The sequence below is a fragment of the Vibrio sp. 1751 genome (genome assembly GCF_033339895.1).
Taxonomy (GTDB): domain Bacteria; phylum Pseudomonadota; class Gammaproteobacteria; order Enterobacterales; family Vibrionaceae; genus Vibrio; species Vibrio alginolyticus.
Genome location: NZ_JAWOVM010000095.1, coordinates 1 through 13,929, shown reverse-complemented (window position 1 = coordinate 13,929; position 13,929 = coordinate 1). Strand labels below are relative to the sequence as shown.

The 13,929-nt window shown below is 42.7% G+C and carries 14 protein-coding genes and 1 pseudogene; 4 read left to right on the top strand and 11 right to left on the bottom strand.

Annotated elements, in window-relative coordinates; genetic code table 11:
- The 5 genes and pseudogenes from potD to potA form a co-directional block, all read right to left on the bottom strand.
- Positions 1-143, bottom strand: a pseudogene (potD, locus tag R7041_RS20090) (spermidine/putrescine ABC transporter substrate-binding protein PotD); the annotation flags it as partial.
- A gap of 249 nt (positions 144-392) precedes the next feature.
- Complete coding sequence (locus tag R7041_RS20085) at positions 393-1,424, bottom strand: extracellular solute-binding protein (protein WP_054579293.1); 1,032 nt, start codon at positions 1,422-1,424, stop codon at positions 393-395.
- Positions 1,425-1,526: 102 nt separating this feature from the next.
- Positions 1,527-2,297 (bottom strand): spermidine/putrescine ABC transporter permease PotC, encoded by a 771-nt coding sequence (gene potC / locus R7041_RS20080; protein WP_005389180.1) that lies wholly within the window; start codon positions 2,295-2,297, stop codon positions 1,527-1,529.
- Positions 2,297-3,157: a spermidine/putrescine ABC transporter permease PotB gene (gene potB / locus R7041_RS20075; protein ID WP_005377512.1), complete on the bottom strand. Its 861-nt coding sequence runs from the start codon at positions 3,155-3,157 to the stop codon at positions 2,297-2,299. The genes potC and potB overlap by 1 nt, the downstream gene beginning before the upstream one ends.
- Complete coding sequence (gene potA / locus R7041_RS20070; RefSeq protein ID WP_017634901.1) at positions 3,138-4,253, bottom strand: spermidine/putrescine ABC transporter ATP-binding protein PotA; 1,116 nt, start codon at positions 4,251-4,253, stop codon at positions 3,138-3,140. Before potA ends, potB begins: the two co-directional genes overlap by 20 nt.
- A 400-nt stretch (positions 4,254-4,653) precedes the next feature.
- Between potA and R7041_RS20065 the strand changes: the two genes are divergently transcribed.
- From R7041_RS20065 to ttcA, 4 genes are all read left to right on the top strand, one after another.
- Positions 4,654-5,451: a hypothetical protein gene (locus R7041_RS20065; protein WP_206949502.1), complete on the top strand. Its 798-nt coding sequence runs from the start codon at positions 4,654-4,656 to the stop codon at positions 5,449-5,451.
- The gene (locus R7041_RS20060; RefSeq protein ID WP_017634900.1) at positions 5,444-6,280 is read left to right on the top strand and encodes a glucosaminidase domain-containing protein; all 837 of its coding nucleotides are present in this window, start codon (positions 5,444-5,446) and stop codon (positions 6,278-6,280) included. Before R7041_RS20065 ends, R7041_RS20060 begins: the two co-directional genes overlap by 8 nt.
- Before the next feature lie 13 nt (positions 6,281-6,293).
- Positions 6,294-6,965 carry a DUF2987 domain-containing protein gene (locus R7041_RS20055; RefSeq protein WP_064368424.1) on the top strand — a complete coding sequence of 224 codons (672 nt, stop codon included), beginning with the start codon at positions 6,294-6,296 and terminating at the stop codon, positions 6,963-6,965.
- A 198-nt stretch (positions 6,966-7,163) separates the two neighbouring features.
- Complete coding sequence (gene ttcA, locus R7041_RS20050; RefSeq protein ID WP_005377502.1) at positions 7,164-8,057, top strand: tRNA 2-thiocytidine(32) synthetase TtcA; 894 nt, start codon at positions 7,164-7,166, stop codon at positions 8,055-8,057.
- 128 nt (positions 8,058-8,185) lie between these two features.
- Here the strand turns inward: ttcA and uspE are convergent, their stop codons facing one another.
- The 6 genes from uspE to R7041_RS20020 form a co-directional block, all read right to left on the bottom strand.
- Positions 8,186-9,133: a universal stress protein UspE gene (uspE, locus tag R7041_RS20045; RefSeq protein WP_206949501.1), complete on the bottom strand. Its 948-nt coding sequence runs from the start codon at positions 9,131-9,133 to the stop codon at positions 8,186-8,188.
- A 180-nt stretch (positions 9,134-9,313) separates the two neighbouring features.
- The gene (locus R7041_RS20040; RefSeq protein ID WP_005377497.1) at positions 9,314-10,060 is read right to left on the bottom strand and encodes an FNR family transcription factor; all 747 of its coding nucleotides are present in this window, start codon (positions 10,058-10,060) and stop codon (positions 9,314-9,316) included.
- Positions 10,061-10,150: 90 nt separating this feature from the next.
- Entirely contained in the window at positions 10,151-10,831 is a 681-nt protein-coding gene (locus R7041_RS20035) for a sulfite exporter TauE/SafE family protein (protein ID WP_017634899.1), read from the bottom strand.
- Between the two features lie 8 nt (positions 10,832-10,839).
- Positions 10,840-11,004, bottom strand: coding sequence for a cbb3-type cytochrome oxidase assembly protein CcoS (gene ccoS / locus R7041_RS20030; RefSeq protein ID WP_005377493.1), 165 nt, complete (start codon positions 11,002-11,004; stop codon positions 10,840-10,842).
- Between the two features lie 15 nt (positions 11,005-11,019).
- Positions 11,020-13,383 (bottom strand): heavy metal translocating P-type ATPase, encoded by a 2,364-nt coding sequence (locus tag R7041_RS20025; RefSeq protein ID WP_005377491.1) that lies wholly within the window; start codon positions 13,381-13,383, stop codon positions 11,020-11,022.
- 4 nt (positions 13,384-13,387) lie between these two features.
- On the bottom strand, positions 13,388-13,864 hold the full coding sequence (locus R7041_RS20020) for a FixH family protein (protein ID WP_005377489.1): 477 nt from the start codon (positions 13,862-13,864) through the stop codon (positions 13,388-13,390).
- Between the last annotated feature and the right edge of the window lie 65 nt (positions 13,865-13,929).

Below are 13,929 nucleotides of genomic sequence, written 5' to 3'. Positions count from 1 at the left end.
GTTTCTTTTGTAAAGTCTTCAAGAACTTCGTTTGGAATGTATTCCGACCAGTTGTAGAAATACAGTTCTTGATCAGCAGCCATTGCAGGGGTAGCGATGAGCGTCGCTGCACATAGAGCGCTTGCGTAGAATTTACTTTTCATTTGTTTTCCGTTTTGTTTCGCGATTGGACAAGTCAATACTAGCTGGAGTTATCGAGTTGAGCCAAATCGCAGTAAGCACAAATATGTTCATTTAGCTTGAATATCGTTGTCTCCTTGTTATGAGACGATAAATCTATGATACCAAGACAAATAAACCTAGCAACGCGCGATTATATCAGCCTAAGACAAAAATAGGCAGCGTATTGCTGCCTATTTTCCTATGGTTGATGACTTGTTACACAAGCTAGATTATTGTCCCGCTTTCAGCTTGAGGAAATAATCTTCGTACTTAACGGTTAGATCACCAACCGCATCTTGCCATTCAACACGGTCAAGGTCTTCTTGAGAAGGGAACAGTGGGGCAACGTCTTTAAACTTAGCATTCGATTCTTCCACCGCCGTTAGGTAGCCAGTATCACGAGAGATTTGCTCTGCGATTTCTGGGCGCAGTAGGAAGTCGATCATCTTGTGAGCGGCTTCTACGTTCTTCGCACCAGAGGAGATAGCGAAGTTATCAACCCAGCCGATACCGCCTTCTTTAGGAAAAACGAGTTTAAGGTTTAGGCCTTCACTTTGTGCCGCTGCGGCGCTACCGTTCCAAAGCATACCAACACCAACTTCGCCAGACATGTATGGTGCTCCTGGGTTGTCAGAGTTGAATACTAGAACGTTAGGCATTAGCTTTTGTAGCTCTGCGTACGCTTCGTCGATTTGTTTTGGATCCGTAGAGTTACCTGAGTAACCCAGCTTGCGTAGTGCAATGTGGAACACTTCACGAGTGTCGTCCATCAGCATTACTTGACCTTCAAGCTCTGGCTTCCATAGGTCAGCCCAGCTTTGGAAGTCGTTTGGATCGTACATGTCCGCGTTAACCGCTAGACCTGTAATCGCAACAACGTGTGGAATAGAGTAGTCGTTATTTGGATCGTAAGGCTTGTCTAGGTAGTTTTTATCTAGGTTGCCGAAGTTTTTCAGCTTAGTCTTATCGATCTTTTGTAGCATGCCTTCGTCACGCATCTTCGCTACGAAGTACGTTGAAGGTACTACTAGGTCATAACCTTGGTTATGAGTTTTTAGCTTTGCATACAAAGTTTCGTTCGACTCGTAAGTCGAGTAGATTACTTTGATGCCAGTTTCTTTAGTAAATTGCTCTAGGATATTACTGTTAATGTAAGGACCCCAGTTCATAAATACTAATTCTTTATCATCCGCTGCCGCTGTACCAGAGAACAGAGAAAGCGCACATGCACTACCAGCTAATAGAGTAGCCCATTTTTTCATTGACGTTAGCTCCAAACCAAACGTTGTCCAATTTTGGACGATAGATAGAAAAACAGAATGGCATGTAACCATTCTGTTTCGTGATGTTAACGGGTGCGGATTCTACTTCACTTTTTCTCTTGCTAGCAACTGAGAAATTACTACCAAGACCAAAGAAACAATCAACATCACCGTTGCTAGGGCGTTCACTTCCGGTGAAATGCCCACCTTAACCATGGAGTAAATCTTCAATGGCAAGATTTCGTATGTTGGACCCGTTACAAACGAACTGATGATCACATCGTCCAAAGACAGGGTAAAGCTCAATAACCAACCTGCGGCAACCGCTGGTTTAGCGAGAGGAAGGATGATCTGTTTCAAGATAACCCACTCGCTTGCACCAAGGTCTTTTGCTGCTTCCAACATTTTCACATCAAAGCCATTTAAGCGGCTGTATACAGTTACCACAACGAATGGTAGACAAAAGGTGATGTGAGCAATCAATAGTGTAAAGAAGCCAAGCTGTGCGCCCAATACCAGGAACAGAGCAAGTAATGAAATCGCCATTACAATATCTGGAGACATCATCACGACAAACAGCATGCCGTTTACCGCACCCTTACCTTTGAACGAGTAACGGAATAGGGCAACGGCCGTTAAGCTACCAATGATGGTTGCTGCTGTCGCTGAGAATACCGCTACGTTCAATGAATGCCATGCAGCTTGCATTAGGCTATCGTTGTTTACTAAGGTTTCGTACCATTTCGTGGTGAAACCACCCCATTTCATACCAAATTTGTTGGCATTAAATGAGTTAACAATTAAGACGATGATTGGCAGATACAAAAATGCATACACCAGCGCCATAAAGCTAAATCTAACTGTGCGTCCCATTAGTCTAGCTCCACTTTCTTATTCAATAGTTTGCCTGCTCTGTAGTAAGCGTAAAGCATCACAGCCATTGCGAAGGTGAGGGCGATACTGGTCGCAGCACCAAATGGCCAGTCACGAGCGTTCAATACTTGGCTCTTAATAACGTTACCAATCAGTAGGTTCTTCGCACCACCAAGAAGGTCAGAGATGTAGAACATACCTAGTGCTGGTAGCAGAACCAACAAACAACCACCGATAATGCCAGGCATTGTAAGAGGTAGAATCACTTTCGTAATGGTTTGGAACTTGTTCGCACCAAGATCTTTCGCCGCCTCGATATAAGTGTTGTCCAACTTCTCGATTGCCGAGTAAAGCGGCAGAATCATAAATGGAAGCAGGATGTACACAAGACCAATCATTACTGCTGTTTCGGTGTACATAATACGTAATGGCTTATCGATGATTTCCATCGCCATTAATGATTTGTTCAAAATACCTTGTGTACCCAGAACAATCTTCAGGCCGTAAGTACGGATAAGAGAGTTTGTCCAAAACGGTACGATTACTAAGAACAACATGAATGGGCGCCATTTCTCTGGCATTTTCGCTATGATGTAAGCAAATGGGTAACCAATGACTAAACACAACAACGTCGCCACAATCGCCATGTAGAACGAGTGCATCAGCACTTTCGCATACAAGGGGTCGAGTAGACGTAAGTAGTTGTCGAAAGTAAATGTCATTTCGATTAAGTTTGCTTCATCACGCGTTAAGAAACTCGTACCGATAATCATCACATTTGGAACCAACACGAAAAGTGTTAACCAACCGACGATTAAGGTAATGATCGCGTTTTGAAGATTAATCTTCTTGCTTATCATTGAGGACTACCTCCCAGCTCTCAACCCAAGTGATAGCGACTTTCTGGCCAAGTGAGTGGTCCACATCAGGATCATCTTCGTTAAAGAATTCGCTAACCATTACACGCATGCCCGAATCCAATTGGATAACTGAATCAAGCGTCATACCTTTATAGGTACGCTCTGTTACGTGACCTACGATGCCTTTTTCTTCAGACTCTTTGATCTCTTCGATACGTAAGTCTTCTGGGCGAAGTAGTACTTGCAGTTTTTCACCTGCTTGCGCTTCCTGATCGTAGTAAACAACAGACTCGACACCTTCGATTTCTGCACGGATACGTTTCTCGTCGATACGCTCTAGCATGGTTGCGTTGAATACGTTGATCTCACCGATAAAGCGAGCAACAAATAGGTTCTTCGGCTCTTCGTAAATCTCACGTGGAGAACCATCCTGCTCAATAACACCGTCGCGCATTACAATAATGCGGTCAGACATCGATAGGGCTTCTTCCTGATCGTGCGTAACGAAGATAAAGGTAATACCAAGTTGACGCTGAAGCTGTTTAAGCTCAATTTGCATTTGCTTACGCAGTTTGTAATCAAGTGCAGATAGAGATTCATCTAGCAGCAGTACTTTTGGTTTGTTAACAACCGCACGCGCAATGGCGATACGTTGTTGCTGACCACCAGAAAGCTGATGAGGCTTACGCTGTGCCATTTTTTCTAGGCGCACCATGCGCAGTGCTTCCATTACTCGTGGTTCAATGTCCGCAGTAGGCGTTTTCTGCATACGAAGACCAAAAGCGACATTCTCATATACGGTCATATGTGGAAACAATGCGTAACTTTGAAATACCGTGTTGACGTGCCTTTGCTCTGCAGGAACCTGTGTTACATCCTGGTCATCCAAAATAATTTGACCGTTATCTGCCGTTTCAAAACCTGCAATCATGCGTAAAACTGTTGTCTTACCACAACCAGAAGGCCCGAGAATCGTCAGAAATTCACCATGATTAACATCCAGATTTAAATTACCGATGATTTCCTTACCATCGAAACTTTTACTAATACCAGATAAACGAATAACTGGCTTTCCTGCTTGCGGTTTTGCGTTCAACGTCTGTATTTCCCCCACGTTCAAGCCGGGATTATCCCAGCTGATGTGACACTAACCATTCACTTTTGAGGCGCGCATCATAATCACCAAAAGTGTGAAATTAAAGCATTTTCTTATCTTGAAACAGAAATAATTTTGCAGGAAAAAGCCATCATTCCTTACCATACTGTTTTTATGAGATTAATTGGCATCTAGACACAGTTTGATAGCACTAAACTTTGTTCAACAATTGTTTCAATTTCATGACCTTGAAAGTGGTTAATTATCAACCATACAGTTGAGATTGCAAGGATTGTAGGTGAGTTGTGATGTTAGATGTGGAAAGATTTCTTTATAATGACGATTACATTAATTGACTGGAATTCCAGTCAAAATTTTACAAGTTAGTCTTGGATAAACTATGAACGACGATTTTGAGAAAGATTTCAATCTTGGAGGGAGTGTAGAGCGAGCTTTGTCTGGCAACTACGAGCTTAAAGCTGGCGCTGTTTTTAACGAAGCTTGGCGAGCAACCATCCAGCACTTTTTATCATTTTCTCCTGCCATTATTGTATTGCTTTTTGTCCAGTTAGGTATTTTCTATATTGCATTAAAACTGCAGTTGGGCGATTTGATCGTTATTCTTGATGCGTTTGAGAACCCAGAGTCGTTCACAAACGATATTGTGTCTTCTATTTATGTCGCGAATTTCAGTTATGAGGTGATTAGCGCCCCAATTTATGCGGGGATAAGTTTGATGGCTATGAGTCATATCGCTGGCCTAAAGACTAAGTTGCGCCATGTTGGAAAGGGGTTGCAGTTCACCATTCCTGTTATTCTAGCAACGCTCATGAGCTTAATGCTACAAGGTGTGATTGGTATGATTTTTCCTTTACTGTCGCTGTATCTTTCCTTGGCATTTAGTCACTCTATTTTGTTGATTTGTGAGAAAAGGGTGCCACCAATGCAAGCGTTGCTGTTATCACTTCGCGCAATCAACAAGAAGATTTTTGTGGTCGCGGGGCTTTACTTAGGCGTGATGTTAATGTTTATTATTGCAGCAATGTTCTACGGTATTGGCTTGATTTTTGTGCTGCCATTCTTCTTCCATTTGAAAGGCATACTCTACCGCGAAATGTTTGGAATTAAGCTTAAGATCGTTACAACACAGAAAAACGATAATGATCACGATGGTAACTCACAGGTGTTTGATGCCTAATTCTTTGAAATCAATAAGTTTACGAGTGGCGGCAACCTGTATAGCCGCCACTTTTATTTCTATAGGCCCATATTTACACTACGAGAAACAGTTTAAATATGTGGAAAATCCTGACGTACTCTCTGGCAAGATTAAGCATGTCGATTTATCACACTTGCCATACATCGGTGATATCCCAGACTTCAATTCAATAAAAGATACGAAAGAGAAAAAAGCTGCTTTTTTTGATTTTTTAAGGCCTAAAATTGCTCTTGAGAATCAACGAATTCGTCATGAGCGGGCCTTTCTTACCTCTTTAAAGGTGGGACAAGTGACGCAAGAACAACAAGAGTATGCTCAGCGGTTATCATCTCTGTATTCGTTGCCCTTGAGTAACGATAAGATTGATCAAGCATGGCTAGACGAGATGCTTGTGAGAGTGAACGTCTTACCAGAAGCCTTGGTTCTAACTCAAGCGGCAAATGAATCTGCGTGGGGCACTTCTCGTTTTGCTACTCAAGCAAACAACTTGTTCGGCCAATGGTGTTATAAAAAGGGCTGTGGAATTGTTCCAGCGCAACGTGGCGCTAACAAAGTTCATGAAGTTGAAAAATTCGATTCTGTACAACAGTCTGTTCATGGCTACTTTATGAACGTTAATCGAAACCCAGCGTATGCAGACCTGCGTGAAATCAGAACATCTCTGGCTGAAAAGAACAAGGGCTTGTTAACGGTCGCAACCGCGTCAGAGTTAACGCATGGGTTGCTAGCCTATTCTGAACGTGGCATCGCCTATGTACACGATCTTCGCGCTATGATTCGTCATAACAACGCCTACTGGACGCAATAAAATAACGGATAAAATGAAAAAGTTAAGCCTAAGTCTGTTGGGAAGTGCGGCGCTAATTCTTGTATCGCCGATAACCCAAGCTCAAGAGTACATGTTCACGTACTCAAAGTTATACACTCAACTAAAAAACAACAATAAAGAAGGGCATGACGATGTGAAAGTTGGTGTCTTTTTTGTGGACGCAAAAACTAAACAAATTTGTACGATAGAAAAAGCTTGGATGGAAAAAGAAGAGCACTATGAAGAGTTTGTTATCCCTGCTTCACAAGAGTTGCCTTTACCTGTTGATAAAAACTTAAAGTCAGCGAATCCGTTGGTTTTTATCGATACCCCAAAAGATACACGTTGCGATTACTCACTTGTCGTGATGACCAAAGAACCATTACAGGGTAACGTTTCTTACGAGCAACTTAAGCCTCTTCTACCTCAAATGCAGACGATGCTGGAAGATTTAGGCGGTATGTTTGCGGGTTGGTTTACACCGGAAGTTCAAGGTGTGACGATGGAGTTTGCAAATCAACTGAATGATAAAGTGATTTTCTCAAACGGAACCGAAAAGCCAATTGTCAATGGCAAGATACAAGTCGCACTAAGTGAAATAGGGCAAGGTGGCACAATGACACTACCAGAACCGACGATGCGAGTGTTACCTTATCTACCTAACCTACCTAACGCAAAGAAATGAACACTGAACGTTTAGAAAGGGCTGCAATCGCAGCTCTTTTTTAATTTTGACCGTAACTAAAGTATCTTTCACACTCTTTTCTTAAAGACTCAATAAGACAAGCATTTAATCCTGCGTAAAAAGCTCGTATAATCCACGCCCCAAAGAAACCCATGTTAGGAAGTCCTAGTCGATTTATCGGCGATGTGAGAGCCCGCAATGAACCAAATAGATACAAGAAAAGAAACCCTAGAATTCAACAAGCTTCAGAAACGCCTAAGAAGACATGTTGGAAATGCCATTACTGATTACAACATGATCGAAGAAGGCGATGTTGTAATGGCATGTATTAGCGGTGGTAAAGATTCATTCGCGATGCTTGATATCCTGCTGAATCTTCAAAAAGCCGCACCGATCAAATTTGAAGTGGTTGCGGTAAACCTAGACCAAAAACAACCGGGCTTCCCTGAGCACATTCTGCCAGAGTATTTCGAAACACTGAACATCCCTTACTATATCGTCGATAAGGACACGTATTCCGTCGTAAAAGAGAAGGTACCAGAAGGCAAAACCACTTGTGGTCTGTGTTCACGCCTGCGACGTGGTACGCTGTATTCATTTGCAGAGAAGATTGGTGCAACTAAGCTTGCGCTAGGTCATCACATGGATGACATCGTCGAAACAATGTTCTTGAATATGTTCCACGGCTCTCGCCTTAAAGCGATGCCACCAAAGCTACGCTCTGATGATGGTCGTAACGTGGTCATTCGTCCATTGACTTACTGTCGTGAAAAAGATTTGATCAAATACGCTGAGCACAAGGATTTCCCAATAATTCCGTGTAACCTTTGTGGCTCTCAAGAGAACCTTCAGCGTCAATCTATAAAAGCAATGTTGATTGAATGGGATAAGAAGACGCCAGGGCGTGTGGAAGCAATTTTTAAATCAATTCAAAACGTAAGCCCAAGCCAACTAGCAGACCGCGAATTGTTCGACTTTGTTAACTTACCGCTAGATCGTGAAGGTAACCGCGAAGAGTATGAATTTAATGAGGCTGTCGTTTCTTCGACGAATATTGATGAATCGATGTTCATCGATGTTACGAACATCTAACTCGTAAAAAAGGAGGTCAATTAGACCTCCTTTTTTGTACCCAACGCTTTAACTGTTCCCAAACAAAAATCCCCCTGTATTCGGGGGATTTATTAGCGCGCTCAATACATAGCAATACTAAGGAGAGATTAGGTTGCTGTATTTGGATCGAGAGGACTAATGTAACCTTTTGGTTTTAGAGCCAACACATCGCAATTTATTTTATCAATTACGTGCTCCGCTGTATTACCAATAAAGACAGCAGAAAGCCCAGTTCGCCCTGTAGTACCTAAAATAACCATTGCAGCATTTAAGCGCTCTGCAGCTGCCGGAATGACATCTTCAGGTAAACCTTGCTCAACTATCGTTTGTTTTTCATCAAGACCATGTTTTTGGCGTAGTGCTTTCATAGCCGTTAAATGATGACCTCGCACCGCATCGGTATAAGTCGTTGGGTCAAATTCAGGAAGTTCAATCGTAATGTTCGCCGGTGTAACGGGGTAGGCGTTAACAAGATATGGCTTGGCCTCAAGCCGAGTGGTGATTTCTTTTAATCGCTCGACCATCGTATCGTTGAGATCAATATGAGTCGGGTTTTCTGAGCCCACATGTACTGAGGCAAGGATACTTGCTTGTTCCGGCCAAGCAGCATTCTTAATAAGAAGCACTGGAATAGGGCATTTTCGCAACAAGTGCCAATCTGTCGGTGTGAAAATGACAGACTCTAAAACATCATGCTTACGTGTGCCTTTGATGACTAGGTCATGATTGCCTGCGTAGACTTCAGCAATAATCGCCTCATAAGGGCGGTTGTGCCAGACAACACAAACATCAAAGTCGAAGCCATCGTTTAGGTATGGTTGAGCAATTTTACGCATCCACTGCTCACGCTGATGAATGACACCTCGACGCATAGCATCTCTTTCATCCACTGACAGCATTGACGTCATGTCATACGAGAAATCGTAAATGGATAAAAAGAAAGTGATTCGGCTTCTAGATACACTTTTCTGAGCTAATTGAACAGCTCTTGCAAGTGCGGGCTGCTCATCATTATTGATGTCAGCTACAACAAGGATCTTACTGTATATACTCATAACTAAGCCCACTTCTATTGCAAAACCAGATACTGAATGTAAATTAAATCAGTATTTTGGAGTACTCACCGTACATTTTTACTGTAGCTTAGTTTGGAGAACTTTTTGAGGACTTTCGAAAGGAATTTATGAGAAATATGATGTAGCTCATTTTCGAGCTACATCAATAATTAGGGTGTATTATTCTTTAGTTACACCAGCAAGTTCCATCAATGCATCGTGGTCTAAGATAGTGATATATTTACCTTTTACGCTTAGGATCTCAGATTTCTGGAAACGACCTAACAAACGACTAATCGTTTCGACTGTAAGACCAAGGTAGTTGCCAATATCACCACGAGTCATAGTTAAACGAAACTCTCTAGGGCTGAAGCCACGCTGAGAAAAACGCGTTGATAGGTTGTAAAGGAAAGCAGCTAGTCGCTCTTCTGCATTCTTTTTAGAAAGAAGCAAAATCATTTCCTGATCACCTTTAATTTCGTTACTCATCAAACGCATGATTTGCTGGCGAAGCTTAGGCATCTTACCCGATAGATCGTCTAAAATTTCGTATGGGATTTCACATACCATCGACGTTTCGAGTGCTTGAGCAAAGCTAGGGTGGGAGTCACCAGTGATAGCATCGAAACCGACTAAGTCTCCAGCTAAGTGAAACGCTGTGATTTGCTCATCACCTTGCTCTGTGATCGTATAGCTCTTGATGGTACCAGAGCGGATAGCGTATAGCGATTTTAGCTCATCACCGGCCTTAAAAAGCTCTTGTCCTTTTTGAATAGGCTTCTTACGTTCGATGATTTGGTCAAGCTGATCAAGTTCTGCCTCATTTAGAGTGAACGGGATACACAGTTGACTAATGCTACAATCTTGGCAATGAATGGCGCAACCGCCTGATTGGATACGCTTTGTTGCAGGTTTTTCAGAAATCATAACAACCTTTCACTATTTGATATACATCAATATTTTAGCATCGCTTAATCCTAAAGGGTAGCAAAAATGTCACCTCAATAGAGTTTAACGTTATATGAAACCGAGTAACGCTAAGGCTCCTACAGCGGTATACGTACCATAGCCAATAAGGATTAATGCTGAAATATTTCTAAATATTAATGATTTTTGTAATTTCTGAAAATGATTGGCACCGTATCCAATAATAAGCATTGCAGGTAGCGTTCCGAGCCCAAACGCAAGCATAATTAGGCCGCCGTTCATCGCACTACCAGAAACCGCCGACCAAGTAAGCGCTGAATAAACTAAGCCACATGGTAACCAACCCCAAATAAAGCCAAATGGCAACGCGTGAAGAGGATGCTTTAGTGGCAACAGATTCTTCCCTGCCGGCGAGATAAAGCGCCAGATATACTGCCCTAGCTTTTCTATTAAAAGTAAGCCTTGCCACCATTTAGCAATATACAGCGCGACCAGGATCATGAATAACGCAGCAATCAGCCTTAACCAAGCAAGAGAGTGCGTTAACCCACTAAGCTCAGATAAACCTGATATAGCACCACCCACTAATGCACCTATTAAGGTATAACTGATCAATCGTCCGAGGTTGTAGAAGAGGGGGATAAGAGGGGTAGTTTTATTTTTAGCAGAAGAGCCCATGGTAAGTAGAGACGCGATACCACCACACATACCCATACAATGACCGGCTCCTACTAAGCCGATCATCAACGCACCGATAAAATCAGGAGTCATAAAGGTCGCTACTTTTTATCACTATTAGATTGGTCTTCTTCGTCGAGAAGAATGTTGTGCCCTTGCCGTTCAAGATCTTCAAACTGATCGCTTCTTACCGCCCAAAGAAAAACGGCGACAGCAACACAAACGAGAACGATAGCGATGGGAATCAATATATAAAGACTTTCCATGTTTGCTTTCTCTACTTATTTCTCTTTGAGCAGGCGCAAAGAGTTAGATACAACGATAATTGAGCTTGCAGACATGCCAACTACTGCAATGTAGGGAGCCACTAAACCTGCGACCGCCAAAGGCAAAATTAACAGGTTGTAACCCAAAGACCAAGCCAAGTTTTCTCGAATAATCTTTCTTGTACGCAGTGCAAGCAAACGTGCTTCTAGTAGCTTTTCGAGATTATCCCCAAGTAACGTCATATCTGCAGAAGCTTTAGCGACATCTGTACCACCGCCCATTGCGACAGAAAGGTGAGCTCCGGCGAGAGTCGGCGCGTCATTGATTCCATCACCAACCATCATAGTGATACTGTTTTCGTCCAAGCTCTTAAGGTATGCAAGCTTATCTTCTGGCTTTGCTGACGCGACGATGTGATCGATACCAATTTCATTCGCCACTGGTTGGGCGTTTGAGAGAGAATCACCAGTTAGCAGGGTTGTCTTAATTCCAGCGTCAGCAAAACGTTGAATAAAGGCTTTGCTTTCTTTTCGGATAGGGTCGCGGTAGTAAAAGCTAGCGACATGCTTGCCATCAACCGACAGATAGACCGCCTGGCTTTCACCACTTTCTTTGCCTTGAACAAAAGCAGCACTACCTATCTTAACGATTTTGCCATTCCACATACCCTCAATCCCTGAACCAATCACGTTTTGCACGTCAGACACGATAAAGTCATCATTGGTGTAAGTTGCAAAAGAACGAGCGATAGGGTGGTTTGCATGAGCCTCTAAAGCTGCAGCTAGTGATAGACAATCTTTCTGTGGGAGATCACTAAGTATCTTTGTTTCACAGATCTCAATATCACCTTTCGTTAGAGTGCCTGTTTTATCTACAACTAAGTGGTTGATCTTACATAGTGTCTCAAACACATGGCCTTTACGAAGCAAAATGCCAAAATTACCCATTCTAGAGGTAGCACAAGTGAGAGCGGTCGGAGTGGCCAGAGATAGCGCACATGGGCATGTAGCAACTAACACAGACAGCATGATCCAAAACGCATCATCTGGTTTTGTTTGATGCCAGTAAAACCAAGTACCAGCAGAGATGATAAGAATCACACCAACAAAGTAACGGGCGACAATGTCTGCAATTTCCGCAATTTTAGGTTTGGAGTGTTGAGCTTCATCTTGTAAACGCACGATGTTAGAAATCATTGAATCGGCCTTTGAGCTTACTACCTCAAGTTCAAATGATTCGTCTCCGTTTAGCGTTCCCGCATAAACAATATCGCCTTCTCGTTTCACAACATGCACTGACTCACCCGTTAGCATGGATTCATCAATATGAATACGGCCTGAAATAACTTTACCGTCAGCGGGGATATGTTCACCAGGTAGAACGCGAATACGATCGCCGACTTTTAGCGTCTTCACGGGTATCTGATCACCGTCCAGCGTTGTAGCAATTGCAGGAATCAACTTAAGAAGGTTACCACTCGCTGCAGCAGCTTTGCGACGAGCGCGCATCTCTAAGAATCGACCTACTAACAAAAAGAAGGTAAACATCGAGATAGATTCAAAGAAGACTTCGCCTTGTTCAGTTACTGTTGCAACTAAACTTGCAACATAGGCAAAGATCAACGCGATAGAAACCGGGACATCCATACCAAGGGTTCGGCCTTTGATACTGCGCCATGCGTTTAAGTAAAATGGAAGAGCGGAATAAAGCAAAACAGGAGTAGCAAAAATCAAACTTACCCAACGAAAGTAACTTTTAAACTCTGGCTCTAAATCACCAAAGACTTCGAGATACAGTGCAACGGCGAGCATCATGACCTGCATGGTTGCTAAACCTGCAATACCTAGCCGATATAGATATTGCTTCATCATTCGATGGTAAGAGGCTTCTTGCTTATCTGCTTCAAAAGGTGCAGCTTTGTAACCAAGTTTATGAATAACGGAAAGGAGCTCGCTTAACCGTACCTGAGTTTTATCCCAGGCTAGTAACGCTCGATTGGTGGTTGTATTAACACGGATAGATACCAACCCGGCCGTATTAGAAACTTGCTTTTCGATTAACCACGCACAAGCGGCACATGAAACGCCTTCCAAAGAAAGGGTTACTTCAGAAACATTTTCGCGATTTCGTACGAATTCAGATTGTACATCCGCATTGTCATAATGAATTAAAGCTTGGAGTTGCTCTGGTACTAGATCTGCCTTTTCTGCAGGCGCAGTGCGGTATTGGTAATATGATACAAGACCACTATCGACAATAGTCTGCGCCACAGTTTCGCAGCCCGGACAACACATGTCGCGAATTTCGCCCAATATTTCTACTTTGAAATCCGTGTTGGCTGGTACATCTTCACCGCAGTGATAACAGGATTTACACATATGCTTACTTCATTAACGGTGTTGAAGAGGCAGGAAACTCAACTTTACCTTGGATCATCCATTGCTTGTCGTGTGGTTGTAGTTCAACAAACCATGGTCCTTGAATAGATTCCTCAGCTTTTAGTCGGTAATTACCAGATGCATCCGCTGTTACAAGCTTTGTGAAGTCACGATCAGGAAGAGTACGATGAGTGAAAGTGGCCGTTAGAGCAGGGTAATGAGGTAGCTTCCCTTTAGCGAAAACAATCACAACATTGTTATTTTCAGAGGAAATCTCAGCGTTAAGACCTAGGTCACGAGCGACATTCATTTTACTAATGTCGATATTAATGCCTTTGCCTTTTTTATAGTAATCCTCGGCGACTAAAGAAACAGAGTTGTTCGAGAAAACGACCACAGTAATCACAGTCCAAACTACGACAGTAAGAGGAAGGATGATTAGGAACCACGGCCAAAATTGTTTATACCAAGGCTTTACCATAAAAAAGTTCTCAACAGCTAAATGAAAAAATGTAAGGCGTTAAATTTAAAGGAAAGACAGCCCCT

Excerpts from the sequence above, each read along its gene's own strand:
- R7041_RS20065 (WP_206949502.1), top strand. The coding sequence starts at position 4,654 with ATGAACGACGATTTTGAGAAAGATTTCAATCTTGGAGGGAGTGTAGAG.
- uspE (WP_206949501.1), bottom strand. The coding sequence starts at position 9,133 with ATGAGTATATACAGTAAGATCCTTGTTGTAGCTGACATCAATAATGAT.
- R7041_RS20020 (WP_005377489.1), bottom strand. The coding sequence starts at position 13,864 with ATGGTAAAGCCTTGGTATAAACAATTTTGGCCGTGGTTCCTAATCATC.
- potC (WP_005389180.1), bottom strand. The coding sequence starts at position 2,297 with ATGGGACGCACAGTTAGATTTAGCTTTATGGCGCTGGTGTATGCATTT.
- R7041_RS20035 (WP_017634899.1), bottom strand. The coding sequence starts at position 10,831 with ATGACTCCTGATTTTATCGGTGCGTTGATGATCGGCTTAGTAGGAGCC.
- R7041_RS20085 (WP_054579293.1), bottom strand. The coding sequence starts at position 1,424 with ATGAAAAAATGGGCTACTCTATTAGCTGGTAGTGCATGTGCGCTTTCT.
- ttcA (WP_005377502.1), top strand. The coding sequence starts at position 7,164 with ATGAACCAAATAGATACAAGAAAAGAAACCCTAGAATTCAACAAGCTT.
- ccoS (WP_005377493.1), bottom strand. The coding sequence starts at position 11,004 with ATGGAAAGTCTTTATATATTGATTCCCATCGCTATCGTTCTCGTTTGT.
- R7041_RS20040 (WP_005377497.1), bottom strand. The coding sequence starts at position 10,060 with ATGATTTCTGAAAAACCTGCAACAAAGCGTATCCAATCAGGCGGTTGC.
- R7041_RS20060 (WP_017634900.1), top strand. The coding sequence starts at position 5,444 with ATGCCTAATTCTTTGAAATCAATAAGTTTACGAGTGGCGGCAACCTGT.
- potB (WP_005377512.1), bottom strand. The coding sequence starts at position 3,157 with ATGATAAGCAAGAAGATTAATCTTCAAAACGCGATCATTACCTTAATC.
- R7041_RS20025 (WP_005377491.1), bottom strand. The coding sequence starts at position 13,383 with ATGTGTAAATCCTGTTATCACTGCGGTGAAGATGTACCAGCCAACACG.
- R7041_RS20055 (WP_064368424.1), top strand. The coding sequence starts at position 6,294 with ATGAAAAAGTTAAGCCTAAGTCTGTTGGGAAGTGCGGCGCTAATTCTT.